This is a genomic window from Catellatospora paridis (assembly GCF_009720365.1).
Lineage (GTDB): Bacteria > Actinomycetota > Actinomycetes > Mycobacteriales > Micromonosporaceae > Catellatospora > Catellatospora paridis.
In genome coordinates this window covers 94,989-111,860 of record NZ_ML769316.1, presented here as the reverse complement: position 1 = coordinate 111,860, position 16,872 = coordinate 94,989, and the positions used below count along the sequence as shown (strand labels likewise).

The window sequence follows — 16,872 nt, the reverse complement described above, 5'->3', positions numbered from 1 at the left end:
CCGCAGGGATGCATCGCTGCCCCCTGCGGCGACGTTGAAGACACGTGGTCTACGGCCGTCATCAGCCGCTGACGTCGATGGCTAGCTGTGCGCGAGCGTCGGTGCCAGGGCCCGATATGGCAATAGGCGACCCTGGCCCACCAATTCGGCCCATGCGCTCTTCTGCTGTCGCGTCGACGTTTCAACTCCCTTGGCGATCTCATCGAACAGCAGGTGGTAAACCGCGTCGATGTCGCCTGTTCCGCGAGCGATGGACAGTAGGCGGGTCGGCAGCGGTTCGGCGGTGACGAGGACGAGGTGGGGCAGCCGGCCGCGTCGGTTGCGCACGAGCGTTGCAAACTCGTGCCGCACGTTTTGAGCCCGGTCCGAGCGCAACGACCACTTGCTGGACACGGCGGCGTGGAGAAGGTCGGCGGATCCATCGTGGTGAGGCAAGCCGATGCACACGTCGGTCTGAACCTGGTAATCCTGGCCCACGGTCGAACGCAGCGCGGGGTTGTCCGTGAACAGCCTATGCAGCGCATCCAGGTGCGAGAACTGCTGATACGACGACGCCCTGCGACCGCACACGGCCTTCCAGTCCCTGTCCGGTGCAGCCTTCACCAGCGCCTCTGCAAGGTCGTCCCGGATCAGGTGTTCCAACGTGACGCCGGTGCTCTTTTTGCGCTTGGGTCGCGTCGTCTCCTCGGCGTCATCGTCGTCAGGCTCGTCGGCCTTGGAAAGATCGGCAACACCGGTCTGGGAGATCCCGAGGATCTTGTATGCCACGCCGGCGATCCTGGTGCTGGTGGCGCTGCTGGCGTCGGCGATGTTGGGCGCGTGCGCTTCTCCGAACAACTGAGTGCACACCTGCGTTTGCTTCTGCGTGGCCTTGCGATAGCCCAGCAGGGGAATGAGCCAAGCTGGGGCGGTTACGTCGGTCGTCGTCACGGAGCGACTCTAGTTGCCGCATACGACATTCGATGTCCGGGCAACTGAAGCACGAAGGTGTCAAACCCGCCCGGCGTGAGGTCGGCCCGCGCGCGGCCGGATGTGTCTCAGCGGTGGCATGTGGTCAGCTCGGTGGGTGGGCTGGCCACGCATCGACCATTGGGTCTCGGCCGATGCGGGCGGGATCAGGCAGCGGTCCTCGACTGCCTCACGTCAGTGCCGCCCGGGCAAGCGGCGGATGACATGTGAGTGGTGCCACATGGTACGACGGCCTTCCGTTTCGACGCTCTCCCGGCGAGCGGTAACATCTGCGGTAGACGATGATCACGCCCCGGTATGCCGGTTGTGCCAGGGGCAGAGTGCAGCGATGGTTACCGATGACGGAGCGACAGGGTTCGGACGAACGAAGCCCAAGGCCACGACTCGAAACGACCGAGGTCGTGCGCTCGAGAATGAGTCGTCAGCGGGCACGTGATACGGGTATAGAGGTATCTGTGCGCCAGGAGCTACACCGCATGGGCCTGCGGTTTCGCATCCATCGCCGCCCGCTACAGGGCGTGCGCAGGGAAGCCGACCTGATCTTCACGCGGGTCAAGGTCGCCGTCTTTGTCGATGGCTGCTTCTGGCATGGATGTCCCGACCATGCGACGTGGCCCAAGAACAACGAGCAATTCTGGCGTACCAAGATCGAGGGCAACCGCGCCCGTGACGTCGATACGGATGCGCGCCTGGCGGCCGCCGGCTGGCTTACGGTACGCATATGGGAGCATGAGAAGGCTGTCGATGCGGCCCTGCGCGTGGCGGCAACAGTTCGGGATCGACGTGGTCACGATCGGCCGGGTCTGCGGCACGGTGTCGGGGGTGTGTCCTAACCTGGTCCACATGCCCGATCCCATCACCATGATCGACTTGTTTGCCGGTTGCGGCGGAATGACCCAAGGCTTCGCCAACGCCAAGGGCTACCGCCCGGTAATGTCGGTGGAATGGGAGTTCAACGCGGCATCCACCTACGCGGCGAACTTCGGCGAAGCACACACCCGCTGGGGTGATATCGCAGCGGTTCCTGACGGCGACATTCCCGCAGCGGACCTGATCATCGGTGGTCCGCCCTGCCAGGGTTTCTCCAACCTCGGCAGCAGAGATGTGAACGATCCACGCAACAAGCTGTGGAAGGAATACATCCGTTTCGTCCGACACGCCCGACCAAAGGTGTTCGTGATCGAAAACGTCGACCGATTCCGATCTTCATCGGAGTTCCAGCTGCTACTCGCCGAGGCCGCACCCGGCGGACTCCTCGAAGAGTACGAACTCACCCACGAGCTGCTGCTCGCCGCCGACTACGGGGTCCCGCAGAGGCGTACCCGCGCGATCGTCATCGGCTCCCGAATAGGCAAGATCTCAATGCCGCAGCCCACGCACGCCCGCGGCGACATCCTCGACGGGCTCGGCCTCAAACCCTGGGCAACCGTCCGCGACGCAATCCAGGGCCTACCAGCCATGCCGGCCACCACGGAACTCCCTGTTTCACGCACTGCATTTTTCGGCAAAGAGGTCGCCGGCGTCTTCAAGGGTCTCGACCTGCACATCGGGCGCAACCCCACGGACCGGTCATTGGCGCGCTACGACCACATCCCTCCCGGCGGAGGCCGTTTCAATCTGCCGGATGAGCTGCTGTCGGACTGCTGGCGCAAGAAGAAGACCGGCACCACCGACGTCATGGGCCGCATGCGCTGGGATGCCCCCTCCCTGACGATCCGCACCGAGTTCTACAAGCCGGAGAAGGGCCAATATCTGCACCCTCACTGGTTGGGGCTCAAGCACGCCGACAACGTGAACCGGCCGATCACCCAGCTCGAGGCAGCCAAGCTCCAGTCATTCCCGGACGAGTTCCTCTGGTGCGGCAGCAAGATCGAAATTGCGAAGCAGATCGGCAACGCAGTGCCCCCACGCCTGGCCGAGGCCGTCGCCCGGCACCTCAAGCCCTACCTTCAGGGCAAGGCGGTGCCGCAGCAGCCGATCAATAGTCAGTCGGACCGGGTTCCGAAGGCTCGCCGGGCCGGGCAACCGCGTAGCGCTGCCCCCCGATGACCACGGCGCGCGTCTGGTCACCCGCAGGATGGGTGACCAGACGCGTGGCAATCCAGGAGCCCTTCGGTGGGACCGGAAGCTGAAGGGCTCGAGCGATCCGTGGGTGGTCATTCTGATGGCCGAGGACGATAACGCCTTCGTCGCGCAAAAGATGGCGAGCGTCACGCACACGCTTCGGACCATCCAACTGGCTGGCCACAGTTATCGCCGTGGTCCTGTCAATCATGCGCCCATGGACTCGTCGCAACAGTTCGTTGATCCTCAACTGTCCGCCGTTGCCTGAACCACGGTGACCATCGGATGCACTGAAGATCGCCTCGCGATCGGTCGGCGGCAACTGCAGCAACACATTCTCCGGAAGACCTGCGTCCACCACCAGCCAACTGATCGCGCCCCGGCCGTCGAGCGAGACCGCCCGCTTGCCGTCTTGATTCTGGCCAGTCGTGAGCACTTGTTCGGTGATACGCAACAGTCCCACGCGAAACCGCGAACGAAGATCATCGGCCGCCATGACCAAACAGACGTGCCCCATCGCCTCCCGAGGAATCGTCCAGGTTCGCCCGATCGTGAACTTGGCATCGACATCACAACCGGCAACCCGATAGTCCATCGACTCGCCCCGCGCCAGCCCAAACTCGGCTCGCACGACGATCTCGACCTTGGTGCCAAGATAGGTCTTCTCGGTCTTCTCTAGCGTCGCGACATCGAACCGTCCCGTTCGCTGCCCGTCCAACACCTCGTCGATGGACTGACGGAGTGCCAAAGCGAACCTCGACGCCATCCCAGGCTGTGCTCGAAACCAACCTTCCACCGCTGCGAGACCGTCGCCATCGGCACGCGGCCCGATGGGGCGTGAAATCTCGAAGAGGCCTGGGTCCGAATGCATTGGCGCACGGTAAACGAAGACCACTCGTGGTGGCAATCCGCTGGGCGTCGCTGCGGTCAAATTTGTCGGAGGGCGTCGATACCTTCCTCTCGCCGACATCGATGACTGCCCGGGGGAGCTCAGCCTTGGACGCGACCAGCGTGACTCCGACAACGGTGACCACCGCCCGCGATGTGATGACCCACTTTGCAGCGCCCGGCGCGCAACGAGCGCTCGCCGGCTGGCGTGCTGATCCTCGATATACCGCCGTGGTGCCTCACGTGGAGGGGCACGCAACCAGAATCGTCTATCGACTCACCTCAGCGGAGATCGCTGAGGCATGTGAACTGACCGCCCACGCGCTCGGCACCGTCGAACGGGACCGTGCCGAATCGGTAGAGCAGATCGTCGACTGGAACCCGGCGTTCGCGTTCACCCATCTGCTGCACCACATCGTCGAGCAAACGGAAGCCGTCCCCACCTGGCGTGACTTCGTTCTGTACTACCGAAACAATCGGATGGGCCGCCTCATGCTCGGGGATGCCGTCGACGAGAGGACTCGCGAGCTCGTTGAGAACGGGTTCGATGAGCGACTCGTCGACGATGCCATGCGATGGCGTATCGGCAACGCCTACTATTCGTTCCTTCGAGAGCTGTGGGTGGTGGTCAACCTACGTGAGGCAGGGGTCGACGTGCGCATCCATCCGCTGGCCGACGCCTTGCTTCGGGTTGATGCATGGTGCGGTCAAACCGCACTGATCATCTATGTGAGTAATTCGAAGTACCGCAAGGGCCACACCGGTCGGAAGATTCGTGCCGCTGATTTGCTACGGGGGGCAAGTCCTCCGTTCAAGATCGAAACTGTCGAGCTCCAACCGCGCAAGGAGTACGGCAAAGTTCACTTGCCGACGCAGAAGTCGATCCTCATCGTTGCTGCGCGTCTCCGGAGATAGACGGGCGAGGTTGGCCACGGTAGGCAGCAGATCATCGCCGTCGGGGGATGCGCGTCTGGCGGCATTTGCGGCAGGATCTCAGTAGGGCAGCCTCAGGATCGCCAATCCTTGGCGGCTGGCGATGGCAAGCTGGTTTGTTCGGCTCAATGCGACGCTAAGAACCGGGGCAGCCATGTTGATCGCGATGGCGTCCGTCGGCGTCGGTACGCCCGGAGCGATGGCTGCGGCCACGTCCCAAAGCCGGACGGTGGCGTCGTCGCCCCCGGAAGCGATCAGAGGCCGACCATCCAGCTGTCCGATCGCAACAGAGCGGATGCGACCGGTGTGACCGGTGAACGAACTGACGGCTGTGGTACCGGTGGTTGCGTCCCACACGCGGATGGTGGTGTCGTTGCTGCCGGAGATGATGACGGGTTGGTCGTTGATGTGCCCGAACGCGACGGCGTTGACGGCGTCGGTGTGGCCGGTGATGGGGGTGATGACTGGGTCGCCGGTGGTTGCGTCCCACACGCGGATGGTGGTGTCGTTGCTGCCGGAGATGATGACGGGTTGGTCGTTGATGTGCCCGAACGCCAAGGCCATGATGGCATCGGTGTGGCCGGTGAGTGGGGCCAGGAAATGTTTGCCGGTCGTTGCGTTCCAGGCGAGTACCTCGGCGCCGTTGGCGGCGAAGACGACGGATCCTCCTTCGACGCGTCCGCACGCCAACGCACTCACGTTTCCGGACTTCGCGATAAATGGGCCCGCGATCGGAGTGCCTGTGCTGGCATCCCAAACGCGTATCGTGGCGTCGTCACTGCCTGAGGCGACGAACAGCTGGCCATCAGCATCTCCGAAGGTCACTGACCTTACCCATTCACTGTGTCCGGTGAACCGGTCTGCGATCGGGGTGCCAGTGATTGCGTCCCAGACTCCAACGGTCGCGTCGTCGCTGCCGGAGACGACGACGGGGTGGCCGTCGACGTGCCCCACAGCGATGGCGTTCACCTCGTCGTGATGGCCGATGATGGGATCCATGATTGGTTCTCCCGTGGTCGCGTCCCACGCCCGTACCGTGGTGTCGTCGCTGCCGGAGTAGACGACGTGTCGGCCGTCAACCTGGGCGAACGCCACGGAGCGTACCCAGTCCCGGTGTCCGGTGAACCGATCTGCGAGCGGTTCGCCGGAAGTCGCGTCCCAGACTCCCACGGTTTCGTCGTCGCTGCCGGACACGATGACCGGCCGGCCGTCGATGTGTCCGAACGCCACCGCGAGTACGTGCCCGGCGTGGCCGGAGAACGGGCCGGCGACCGGTTCGCCATTGGTAGCGTCCCACAGGTGGATTGCCTGGCCGCTGGCGGAAACCACGACAGGCCGACCATTGATTTGCCCAAAGGCCACCGCCGCCACGGTCTCGGTGTGGCCGATGATGGGGTCGATGACCGGCTTGCCGTCGGCCGCGTCCCATATGCGTATGGTCACGCCGCCCGCGGAGACGATGACAACTCGATCGTCGATGTGTCCGATGGCGATCGCGACGACAGCCTCGGTGTGGCCGACGACGGGGTCTATCAACGACTTGCCATCGGCGGCGTCACACACCCGCAACGTCCCGTCGCGGCCGCCGGAGACGATGATCGGCCGGCCATCGAGGTTTCCGAACGCTACGGCGTACACCTGCCCGGTGTGGCCAGCGATGGGGTCCATGACCGCTTCGCCGGTCTTGGCATCCCACACCCGCACGGTCGCGTCGCCTGCGGAAACGACGACAGCGCGTCCGTCGACGGATCCGAACGCTACCGAACGGATCCCGTCAGTGTGCCCGTTGAACGGGTCGGCGAGCTGAGCGCCAGCGCTCGCGTCCCAGACGCGCACGGTGGTGTCGCTGCCGCCTGACAGGATGACAGGTCGACCATCTAGGTGTCCGAACGCTACCGAGTGGATGGCGTCCGTGTGGCCGGTGATCGGGTCCATGGTCGGCTCACCCGTGGCCGCGTCCCAGACGCGCACGGTGGTGTCGCTGCCGCCTGACAGGATGACAGGTCGACCATCTAGGTGTCCGAACGCTACCGAGTGTATGTCGTCCGTGTGGCCGGTGATCGGGCCCATGGCAGGTTCGCCGGTGGTCGCATCCCAGACCCGCACGGTCGTGTCGTCGCTACCGCCGGAGATGACGACCGATCGGCCGTCGACCTGTCCTATCGCTACAGACCGGACCCAACCCTTGTGGCCGGTGAACGGGCCTGCGGCCAGGGAACCGGTGGTCGCGTCCCAGACCCGCACGGTCGTGTCGCTGCTGCCGGAGACGACGACAGGGCGGCTGTCAACCTGCCCTAGCGCGACCGACCAAATCCAGCCGCTGTGCCCCGCTAACACACCCGTGGCCAACTCGCCGGTAGTCACGTCCCATATCCGTACCGTGGAGTCGTCGCCACCGGAGACGACGACAGGTCGACCCCCGACCTGGCCCAACGCGACGGAGCGTACCCAATTGCCGTGGCCCGTGAACGGGCCTCCGACCGGAGCGCCGGTGGCCGCGTCCCACACCCGTACTGTGCTGTCGTGGCTGCCGGAGACGATGACGGGTAAACCATGGACGTGTCCGAACGCCACAGCTCGTACGGGACCGGTGTGACCGGTGATCGGGCTCATGATCGGTTCGCCGGTGGTCGCGTCCCACACTCGTATCGTGGCGTCGTCGGCGCCGGAGACGACGATATGCCGGCCGTCGACCTGTCCGAGTGCCACGCTCCCCACGTCGCTGGCATGACCGTTGAGGGTGTGGTGGGGTGGTTGCAGTCGCCAGGATGCCCAGTCGGTGCCCCACGCGAGGGGGATGTCGCTACCGTTGATGGCCTCGGCCAGGTGTGGTGCGCGTGCGCATCTGGCGGCAAGTTGCAGGTAGGCGGCATGTACATGAGGTGGGCTGGTTCGAATTCGGGTCGACGCACGTCGATAGGCGTCTGCGGCGGCTTGGCCGTCGGCGGTGCGCGTGTGCGGCAACGCCGCCTGCAGGGCTGCTGGTGCCGTCCCGAGCAGGAACAGGGGTTGGACAACCAGCGAGTCGAGCATATGGCCGGCGGCCGCGTGGATGGCGATGGTCGCATTGGTGTAGGGGTCGGCTTGACGCCAGTCGGTGGTTCCGTCCGCCCGACGAGGAACCCTCCGGCTGAGGACGCCTACGATGCTGGCTTGGTCCGCCTCGTGGTCGCGACCCTCTCGTAGGTGCTCCGCCAGGGAGTCGTGGTAGAGCCGGTAGGCCGAGCGACTATCAAGGCTGGTCTCGATAATGTAGTAGCCGGCCTGCTCGACCAGCCAATCCAGGTCCGCGTTCGTACAGGGCTCGCCTGTGATTTCCCGGACCAAGGCAGGCCACAGATCTTCCCATGGGAGACCGGAACTCTCCGCGTACGCCAACGGCACCAGCAGATGTCGTGCCCGGTCGGCCCGGTCTGTCAACCGCTCGTCGAGGTCCTGACGCATGGCGCCGGCGGCATGGCGCGGCAGTCCCGCCCGCCATGCGGCGTCGAAGGGCGAAGCCACGACCTTTTCACGTAGCGCCAGGCTACGGGCGGTGATCAAGGCGATCAGGAACGAATCACCAGCAGCCTCGGCGATGGCGTCAGCCATCGCATCGAGGTAGGCAGCTGGTTGCGCGCGGTAGGGAGAGGTGTCGATCAAGCGGGTCAGGCAGGCCCGAGCGTACGTGCGGATGCTGGGCCGGTCGGCATAGGCGGAGTTGTCCAGATCGATCCGCTGAGATGGTCCGCCAAGCGCGTCGACGAGATGGGCGCGGGTACCCACCAATAGCCGCAGTGGACTGCGTCTACCTGCACGGATCAGTGGTGCCAGGACCTGTTCAACCATCAGCGAAGATTCTCCGCCGTGGTCCTCGGGCCTGTCGACTGCCTCGTCCAAGGCGTCCACGATCACTGTGACTGGTCCAGCAATAGTCCGCAGTCGATCCAGGAGCTTGCCAGGGCTGACCAATCCTGAAAGATCGTCAATGCCGCATGCCTCGGCTAGTCCTACCAGCAGATCCTGTGGCGTCAGTCCGCGTGCGTGGATAAACCGTGAAACGGAGCCCGCTGGCGGAATGGTGTCCGCGGGCACTCTGTGCAGCTCGGGAACGCGAGCCCTGCGTCTGTGATCGGTCAGGACGTCGAGTCGTGACAGGAGCGCCGACTTGCCTGACCCCGGCCGCCCCGTCACGATCAAGGTTTGTTCACCTGCACCTGTCAACCAGGCGCTGATCTCGCGCAGCGCCTGGTGCCGCCCGGTGAAGAACCACATGTCTTCACGATCATCCGGTCGGTCCAGCCCTTGGGCGCGAGACGCCACGTGGCCGCGCCGGTCTTGTTCTCGAGCCTGGCGCACTTGCCGAAGGTCATGGGTCCGCAGGTCGAACTCGACATGCCACCTGTCATAGCGGGGATTCGGGAAGAATCCACCGGTTCGTTCGCCGACGAACGACACTCTGGGGTGTTGGTGCGCCGGTAGACCGGCGCTCACGGCTGCGGTCAGCGGCTCCAAGGGCAGGAATGGCACCTCGTATCCCGCTACCGAGCGGTCGTCCATCGCCGCCGCGAGCGCATTGGTGAACGCCCCCGCCTCGGCCTGCTCGTAGTCGCGCGCCGACACGATCACTGCAATCGACGGAGCCACCGCCAGGCCGCGCAGCCGGTCTGCAAACCTGATCATACCGACGGCCATTCCCGCGGAGGCTGAACCCGCGTAGCACACATCAAGCACAAACAGCACTTGCTGTCCGACCGTTGCGTCGCGGGAGTGAGTCCTCAGGATCCGATCCGGAAGGTCCGCCGCCCGCAGCGAGGTGTAGTCCAGGTCGGCGGTCGTGTCGGCCATCGGGAGCAGCAGGCCATCGTCGAGGTTGAGGCCGTGGCCGGTGTAGTAGACGACGATGATGTCCGATGCCCTGCGCTCGGGGCTGATGAAGAACTCCCGCAGCCGGTCCTGGAATTCGCGTACCGCCATTCCCCCGTCGAACCCAGGCGCCACCGTATAACCCATGTTGGCAAAGAGTCGCCGCGCGGCCGTCAGTTCCTGTTCGAGTTCGGGTCTGTCCTCCAGCCCGGTCTCCGGCCGATACGTGGCCGTGGCCGTGCCGATAAAGTATCGGCGGGCATCACGATGGGGATCGAGTTGTGTCATTGTAGGCCCGCCATCACCGCGGCCCCTGTCTCAGGCGCGGACAGGTACCGCTCGACCTGATGCGCATGCATGCCGTTGGAGATCATCACATCGGTGACCCGATCTCCGAACACCGTGCGCAGTCGCGGCTGCAGCGCTACGAAGTCACCGTGGTCTGCGAGGTTCACCCAACGGGTTAGCCCGCCTGGCCAAATGCCGACAGGACCGCCGGCCAGCTCGATCGGTGGTGGGGTCAATCGGTGTAGCACCACGTGGGCGACACCCAGCGGCGACCCCAGCGTCACAAGATCGGACACCCCCGGCCGTGGGTGCGAACACAGCGCTTCATACGCCACCACCGAACCCAGCGAATGCGCCACGACCACTCGTGTGTCTTCGCCGATCGCCGCGATAAACCGCGCCTGAACTGCAGCCCGCACGTCCCCGTCGGTGAAGTACGCCGTCACCTGCTTCAGCCACCAGACCAACGCCCGTTCCGACACCCTCGCCAGGAACCGAGAGCCGGACAACGCCAAGACCGCCGCCCGGGCCGTGGCGCGTGCTCCCAGCGTCCGGGCCCCTGGTGGTACGACGCCCGGATCCACCAGCGCAGCGGCGGCCCACCAGGCCAGCAGCAGCTCGAGTTCCAGACCGTCGTCGACGTCATCCGCGGACAGCATCGGCACGTCGTCACCGAGGTACCGGCCTGGCGGTCGGAAGACATCGCCGTACGCCGCATACGCGACGTCGTCAACGTTCAGCTTCCCGCCAGCGAGGCTCACCCCGCCCGCCAACGCAGGCCCCCACGTCGATGCCATCTGCTCCGCGGTGCCGAACGTGTTGTGGATCCCATGCACCGCCAAGACCCGAGCCATGCACGAACCGTAGAACACGACCAAACCAATCGGTGCCAGCGCAATGAGTCAGGTAGGCGACACACGCACGCCGTCGACACGCCTGGCCCGAGCGTGCCGATTGGGACGGGTAAGCGCCGCCGCGCAAGGCCGATCGAACCGAGCTCGCATGGTGCTTGAACGGACGCGAGGTGCCAGGATACGTGGCTGCCGCGACCGTGCCGGTTGGCCGACCATCATGCCTCGGCGGAGCTGTCGCGTGTCCTGAAGGTGACCAGCCGTCCGTCGGCTGGGGTCGTCGACTCCGGCATGATGAGCCGGAACGCGATGACGACCTCGCCCGGTTCGATTACGCCTCCGTTCGGCGGCGTGGACAAGTCCTTGGGTACGGTGGGGTAGAGGAGCATCCCGGCGCGGGTCGACCCGGGTACGCGGACCAGAGTCTCCAGGGCCGAACGCTCGACTAGAGTCGACTTTACGCCGACCCGGCGGGGCTCGCCGGTCGCTGCACGCTGGTGCAGGCTGAACGGACCGACCCCATCGATCAATGCAGTCCATTCCGCGTTCTTCAACTGGGGTGCGACGACCAGCCAGCGGTCGAGCTGCGACTCGGGGAGAGTCTCGAGCCACGCGACGTCGGCCTTGAAGCTCTCCTTGTTGCTCCACTTGAGCTGTCTGAGGACAGATAGAACGGTCGCATGGTCGAGTTCGCAGACCCGGGCTCGGAACGGCCTGCCGCCCTGGGCCAGTTGCTGGACGGGCTCGCTCGCCAGCGTTTTGAAAATCGGGCCGAACATGTGGGTGTTGTGCTTGAGCAGGTCCTTGTCGGACAGGCTCGGGTAAGCGGTCGGTTCCTTGTTGGGCGTGCGGCGCTGTGCGAGCTCGGCGTTGTACATCTTGTTCGACGAGGTGGGCTTAACCCATGTCAAATGTGAAGCGACCAGCGGTGGTACGTCGGCCGGGGTGATCAACGGTTCGCCGTTGATCACGACCGCGTATTGCTTGAGCTCGTTGCGGAAGTACTCCTCGTCACGGCAGATCGCCTCGAAAGCTTCATAAAGCTCGGGCGTGATGAAGAGTCGGACCAGGTCGCGATAGCCCTTGCGGTAGCCGAACCAACGGCCCATCTGCATGAGCGTGTCGGCTTGCTTGGTGCGGCGCCGGTAGTAGGACACGGTGAGACCTTCGACCGTGAAGCCGCGGGCGAGCTGGTTGCCGCCGACGAGAATGCGCCAGACGTCATTGCGTTCGAAGTCGAGGGCTTCGCCTTCAATCTGGTCGCTGTTGACAACGAGCACAGGGTTGCCGGTCTGGCCGATCATTCCGATGGCCTGGGCCAGATAGGGCTGAAGCTCGTCGAAGTTCGCCGGGCTCGGGACGTGAGGGCTGATGGAGGTGCTGACCTGCGCTATGTCAGTGTCGAACAGCTTCCGCAGTCGGGTCAGGTAGGTGCCCGAGTAATAGCCGCCGGCGTACCAGAGCTTCTTGATGTGCTCGGCGCGCTCGGCGTGGACGTCTTTGTGCATCGCCTCCTGGACCAGCATGGTGTGGTGCCGGAAGGTCCCTACCCCTTGGTCTCGGCGGTAGAGCTTCACGGCGCCGGTGATGACGAAGGTGTCGATGGCGTGGAGCATGCCGTCGTCGTCGGCCATGTCGTCGTCGAGCTCGACGATGGGTCGCACGTGGGCGAGCTCGCGGGAGTCGGCGAAGCTGCGTTCCGCCGGTTCGGTAATTGGGTTGAGGTCGTGGAAGTCGCGGGCGCCCATGTACTCGACCGGCCGGTCGAGCGCGATGAGGAAGTCTTTGGGGAAGATGTCGCCAGCGTCGGCGGGGTCGACGAAAACATTGGCGAATGGAGTAGCGGTGTAGCCGATGTATTGGGCGCGGGGCATGCGGTGCAGCAGGTCGGATATCAGGCGGTTGATCTCCGTGCGCTTGCGGTGTCCTTCATCCCATTTGCGACGGCTCATGGTGTTGAGCGAAGCCTGGTCTGATTCATCATCGATGATGAGAGTGGGGATTTCGGCCAATCGCATGGTGATCTTGCCGAGGTCTTTGGCGAGACGTTTGAGGACCGTGGCGTTCTTCTTGACGACGACCAGCCGGGCATCGCAACCTGCCAGGTTGTCCGGGTGGTTGAGAGCCAGGCCCGGCCGGGCCTTCCTGAAGTCCAGCGCATTGATGCCCTGTTCCAGGCTGCGGTAGTCGAACCGCCGGGTCGTCATACGCAACAGATCGGGCCGACCGGCATCGCCCGGACGCACACCGTGGCGCAGGAACATCGGCCAGTCGGGGTCATCGTTGTGATAATCGACCCCCGCAAGGGCCTCTTCGTCGCCGGCGTCGATCCCGCGCAGGATGTTCTCCTGACCGACAAGTTCCATATCCAGGCGCCGTTGGGTCTGGGCTCGCAGCCTCTCCGTCGTGCCGGTCAACACGATGATCAGCCGGTACCCCGCGTCGACCGCCTTGGCCGCCACGCCGGTGAAGTTGGCCGTCTTGCCGCTCTGCACATACCCGACGACCAGACCCTTGGACTGGTAGGCATCAGTGCGAGTCGGTTCGGAAAGGCGTTCAACCACAAGGTCCGTGGCGCGATCGAGTTCGGCGACGACATCGGCGTCCCAGCCGCGACGCAGCAGATGGCTGCTGTAGCTGTTCCAGTAGAACCGGTCCACCCGGCGTTCCTCGATGTACCAGGGATCCCACTTACCGGCGATGACCGTGGTGCCCGACATCAAAACGGGGAACAGCTCTGCAAACAACACCGCCGTCGGCGCTCCGACCTCCAACGCCGAAATGAGGCGCGACCTTCGCTCAGCGCTGTCAGGCACCGTGCCTTGGGCCCATGGGTGCGAATCAGCTGGCGCATGATCGAACGTCGCCAAAGCCAGACGCAACGCCATCCGCAACGGATCGTTTACCCCCGCGCCGCGGAGATGTTCGCAAAGAGCTTCATCGTCGAACCCGTCGCTCACACCAGCGGCTCCTGCGGCCTTGGCATGGATCGATGACGGTCCGACGTACTCCATCATCTTCAAGGCGCCCTGGTAGGCCTTGATCCGATCTTCCCTCACGCGGTCGGCTCCTCATCGGCTAGGGCGGTGGACAGATTGTCGGGAGGCGTGTTGGGTTGCCAACCCGTGAGGTCGATCTTGTAGCGGAGTTCCGGCATCCGAGATACCGGCACACCGGCCGTCTGCAGCTGCGGGGGAGTCAGCCGAGGAAAGCCCTCGGCCACCAGGAACGCAGAGGACTCGTCGCGGCGCCGCCACCGGGTCACGCACGTCGGAATATACGCCTCAGACCACCCCGCCGCCGCCACCAGCGCGTCGAAGTCACTCCGTAGGTCGTCGCCGATCAGCGCGCGTACCCGTCCGACAGCCTCCGGCAGCGTCCTCCCGCCACCTGCGCCCGCGGTGGTCAGCTGATGCGAAACCAGCCACAGCGCACGTCCGGGCGTCGGATTGAGCTGCGTTGCCGATGTAATCCAATGCGCACGCCGCTCCGAGGAGGTGGTCTTGACCTCGACGTCGATGTCCGACAACGCGAAGTCGTGCTCCTCCCGAAGAGGCCCCCGCCACGATTTAAGGGCCTGCACGGGTCCGAGCGTGCGAACCAGCCCCCCGAGCACCATCAGCTCCCCAAGGAGGCCGAGCTCCAGTTGCACGCTGATCCCGTCCGGATGCGCCAGTAGTCTGCCCAGCCGCTCGGCTGTTTCGGACACGGCCGCGCGCACGCCCATAGCGTTCAGCTGAATCCGATCGGCGATTGAGCACAGCACCGGGTAGGCGACCGTGAACAGCATCCGATCGGCCACGTAGAGATCAATCCACCTTTCACCGGCGATCGACACGACGCGCGAACGGAGATGCTCCAAGCCGGTGACGGGGGCGCGCACCGCGGAGTCGGCGGCAATACGTATCCCGATCTCAGTCCTGACGGGATCGGTGAACAACATGATGTACGGCGAACCGTCAATCGGCTGCAGGATCGGACCGCCGGCACCAAGCACCTGTGCGAAGTGCTCCATGCTGAGGTGGCGTTCGGACGTCATCGGCGCTCGCTGAGCGCGGCGATCGTCAGGACCTCCTGCCACAGATCAAGATTGTCCTTGTCGCGCACACCCAGGTACTCGCCCTGAAACAGCGACTCCGCCAATAGGTACATCAGCGCCTTGACCAGCGGAGCGTCATTAACGCTGCGTCGCTCTCCGATGGGATCGGGCCGGTAGAGGTCGTTGAGCCAGAGTGTGCGCTGTTCGCGGTCGATGTCGAAGAACGTGTCGTCGTCGAACCGCCGCCACTTCACAGAGATCGGCGCCTCGTCGGTACGCAAGGGGATCTCGTCTTCGATGGCGCGCTTGAGCGCGGGATCGAAGCCCTTGCCGGGCGGGATCATCTTGGCGCGGGTGCGGGAGCGTTGCCGAGACTCCGTGAACGACTGCTCTGCGTCGGCGAGGTAGCGGCCGAAGTTTGTACCGTCCTCCGCCGCGGCACTCTCGGCGATTCGTCCGAACTCCGGCCCCACGACGACGCGTGACTTTTCGGGATTCATCCGGAACAGACCTACGACGTCATCATCGATGTCGATCGCGACCCGCGCCAACTGCAGGCGTCGGTCCTGCGGGTGTAGGCCGTGCCATTCGCCGCCGGCCTGCAAAAGACGACCGCGCCGATAGAAGTAGAGCCCTTGTCGCCGCTCGGCGCCTCCGGGCAGCTTGAACTGGATCATGTCGGAACGGCCGGGCCACACGTGGCAGCGAAACTCGAGGCCACTTGTGCCCTCGGTTGCCGTGAGCGTCTTGGGGTAGCCAGAGCGGCCGCTGGCGCGGTAGCCAAAGGGATCCAGCGGCACGACCGTGAATCGCGACCCGACGACACCCAGGTCGACGTCCTCAACGTCGACACCGATCTCGATGGCCTCTGCCGTTAGTAGTCGGTGGAACACCAGACCGAGATGGTTGCGGATCGCTGTGACAGATCGGGAGATAAACGTCTCGATCCGTGTCAGGTCCTCGGTTGTGGGGAACGCGGTTACATCGTCCCATCGCACAATGGTGCCGCTGCCCGCCGACGGGATCCCGCGATCGCGGGTCAGCTCGGCGGCGGCGAAGTCGGCAGGAACTGTGTCGCAGTGGAACCCGTGTCTGTCGTCGTCGACTCGCCACCGTCGGCCAGTGGCGACGTCGCCCGCGGCTGCGGTCAGCAGGGTGAGCGCACCTGCCTGGCTGAATGACGCGACCTTTAGTCCGAGTCCGAAGTGCCCGAGGTCGCTTGCGCCATACTCTCGGCGGCCACCGAGAGTCATCGCCTGGTCCACAGCCGATGAGGCGATTCCCTTGCCGTTGTCGATTACGTACAAGGATCGGAGGCGCCCTGACGTGCGTACGAAGCGGATGAGGACGTGGCTGGCCCCTGCATCGTACGAGTTGTCGACCAGATCGGCCAGCGCGGTCTCCAGCGAGTGGTTTCGGCCCAGGCCGTCGAGAGCGCGCCTGTCCGGCGGCAGCTCCACCGACCCATCGGTGGGAACCTCGTCGAGCCAGTCAACCATCGCGCGTTTCCTCCCCGTCGTCATGCATGATCCGGACCGTTCTTGGTGCTCAGGCGGTGCCAGTCCCGCCGTGCAGGTTTGGTGGATCTTGGGAGTCCGGCCACACCCGGTCGCGATTTCCTTACCCGGAGTCGAGCAGCCTACCTGTCGTGGGTGGTGGAATGTCCAGGCATGCGCCGGAGTTCCTACCGGTTCGTCAGCGGCACCGCCCGTTAGTGGGGGTGCTCGCCCCATCCGGTTGAACCGTGACCAACGTCGACGTGCGATCACGATGAGTGGTGGCCGCCTAGCCGAAAGCGGCCACGGGTTGTCGCAGACGACCCGCCTACCGAGAACCGTCGGACGTGTAGCTATCGTGGCCCGGCGGGTCGTTGGGGAGTCGCAGTGGCGCAAGCTCTCGCAGACGTCGCACACCGTCACGACGGAAAGCTGCTGGTCCGGCTGCTGGAGATCGAGTACGCCGGGCACTACCTGTCCAACCCGACCGGGCTGGCCG

Annotated in this window: 10 protein-coding genes; 3 read left to right on the top strand and 7 right to left on the bottom strand. The window is 64.8% G+C overall.

Annotated features, from left to right (window positions below; all coding sequences use genetic code 11):
- Positions 1 to 81: 81 nt before the first annotated feature.
- Entirely contained in the window at positions 82 to 930 is an 849-nt protein-coding gene (locus F9C41_RS41275; RefSeq protein WP_155387618.1) for an NgoMIV family type II restriction endonuclease, read from the bottom strand.
- Positions 931 to 1,250: 320 nt separating this feature from the next.
- Here F9C41_RS41275 and F9C41_RS16100 point away from each other — a divergent pair, with 320 nt between their 5' ends.
- Together F9C41_RS16100 and F9C41_RS16095 are read left to right on the top strand one after the other, a co-directional pair.
- On the top strand, positions 1,251 to 1,802 hold the full coding sequence (locus tag F9C41_RS16100; RefSeq protein WP_330164771.1) for a very short patch repair endonuclease: 552 nt from the start codon (positions 1,251 to 1,253) through the stop codon (positions 1,800 to 1,802).
- Between the two features lie 10 nt (positions 1,803 to 1,812).
- Complete coding sequence (locus F9C41_RS16095) at positions 1,813 to 3,018, top strand: DNA cytosine methyltransferase (protein ID WP_155387617.1); 1,206 nt, start codon at positions 1,813 to 1,815, stop codon at positions 3,016 to 3,018.
- On the opposite strand, the gene F9C41_RS16090 is transcribed toward F9C41_RS16095, so the two are convergent.
- Positions 2,948 to 3,904, bottom strand: coding sequence for a NaeI family type II restriction endonuclease (locus tag F9C41_RS16090; protein ID WP_196279799.1), 957 nt, complete (start codon positions 3,902 to 3,904; stop codon positions 2,948 to 2,950). The genes F9C41_RS16095 and F9C41_RS16090 overlap by 71 nt on opposite strands.
- Positions 3,905 to 4,029: 125 nt before the next feature.
- Between F9C41_RS16090 and F9C41_RS16085 the strand changes: the two genes are divergently transcribed.
- Complete coding sequence (locus F9C41_RS16085) at positions 4,030 to 4,836, top strand: hypothetical protein (protein WP_155387615.1); 807 nt, start codon at positions 4,030 to 4,032, stop codon at positions 4,834 to 4,836.
- A gap of 78 nt (positions 4,837 to 4,914) precedes the next feature.
- On the opposite strand, the gene F9C41_RS16080 is transcribed toward F9C41_RS16085, so the two are convergent.
- The 5 genes from F9C41_RS16080 to F9C41_RS16060 all read right to left on the bottom strand — a co-directional run bounded on the left by F9C41_RS16080 (position 4,915) and on the right by F9C41_RS16060 (position 16,376).
- The gene (locus F9C41_RS16080; RefSeq protein WP_155387614.1) at positions 4,915 to 9,987 is read right to left on the bottom strand and encodes a caspase family protein; all 5,073 of its coding nucleotides are present in this window, start codon (positions 9,985 to 9,987) and stop codon (positions 4,915 to 4,917) included.
- The gene (locus F9C41_RS16075; RefSeq protein ID WP_155387613.1) at positions 9,984 to 10,841 is read right to left on the bottom strand and encodes a lipase family protein; all 858 of its coding nucleotides are present in this window, start codon (positions 10,839 to 10,841) and stop codon (positions 9,984 to 9,986) included. The genes F9C41_RS16080 and F9C41_RS16075 overlap by 4 nt, the downstream gene beginning before the upstream one ends.
- 215 nt (positions 10,842 to 11,056) lie before the next feature.
- A complete protein-coding gene (locus F9C41_RS16070; protein ID WP_230689660.1) occupies positions 11,057 to 13,897 on the bottom strand; it encodes a Z1 domain-containing protein in 2,841 nt (946 codons plus the stop codon).
- Positions 13,894 to 14,877 (bottom strand): PD-(D/E)XK motif protein, encoded by a 984-nt coding sequence (locus tag F9C41_RS16065; RefSeq protein ID WP_155387612.1) that lies wholly within the window; start codon positions 14,875 to 14,877, stop codon positions 13,894 to 13,896. The genes F9C41_RS16070 and F9C41_RS16065 overlap by 4 nt, the downstream gene beginning before the upstream one ends.
- Positions 14,874 to 16,376: an ATP-binding protein gene (locus F9C41_RS16060; protein ID WP_155387611.1), complete on the bottom strand. Its 1,503-nt coding sequence runs from the start codon at positions 16,374 to 16,376 to the stop codon at positions 14,874 to 14,876. Before F9C41_RS16060 ends, F9C41_RS16065 begins: the two co-directional genes overlap by 4 nt.
- Between the last annotated feature and the right edge of the window lie 496 nt (positions 16,377 to 16,872).

Excerpts from the sequence above, each read along its gene's own strand:
- F9C41_RS16100 (WP_330164771.1), top strand. The coding sequence starts at position 1,251 with ATGATCACGCCCCGGTATGCCGGTTGTGCCAGGGGCAGAGTGCAGCGA.
- F9C41_RS16095 (WP_155387617.1), top strand. The coding sequence starts at position 1,813 with ATGCCCGATCCCATCACCATGATCGACTTGTTTGCCGGTTGCGGCGGA.
- F9C41_RS16090 (WP_196279799.1), bottom strand. The coding sequence starts at position 3,904 with ATGCATTCGGACCCAGGCCTCTTCGAGATTTCACGCCCCATCGGGCCG.
- F9C41_RS16080 (WP_155387614.1), bottom strand. The coding sequence starts at position 9,987 with ATGACACAACTCGATCCCCATCGTGATGCCCGCCGATACTTTATCGGC.
- F9C41_RS16075 (WP_155387613.1), bottom strand. The coding sequence starts at position 10,841 with ATGGCTCGGGTCTTGGCGGTGCATGGGATCCACAACACGTTCGGCACC.
- F9C41_RS16065 (WP_155387612.1), bottom strand. The coding sequence starts at position 14,877 with ATGACGTCCGAACGCCACCTCAGCATGGAGCACTTCGCACAGGTGCTT.
- F9C41_RS16060 (WP_155387611.1), bottom strand. The coding sequence starts at position 16,376 with ATGGTTGACTGGCTCGACGAGGTTCCCACCGATGGGTCGGTGGAGCTG.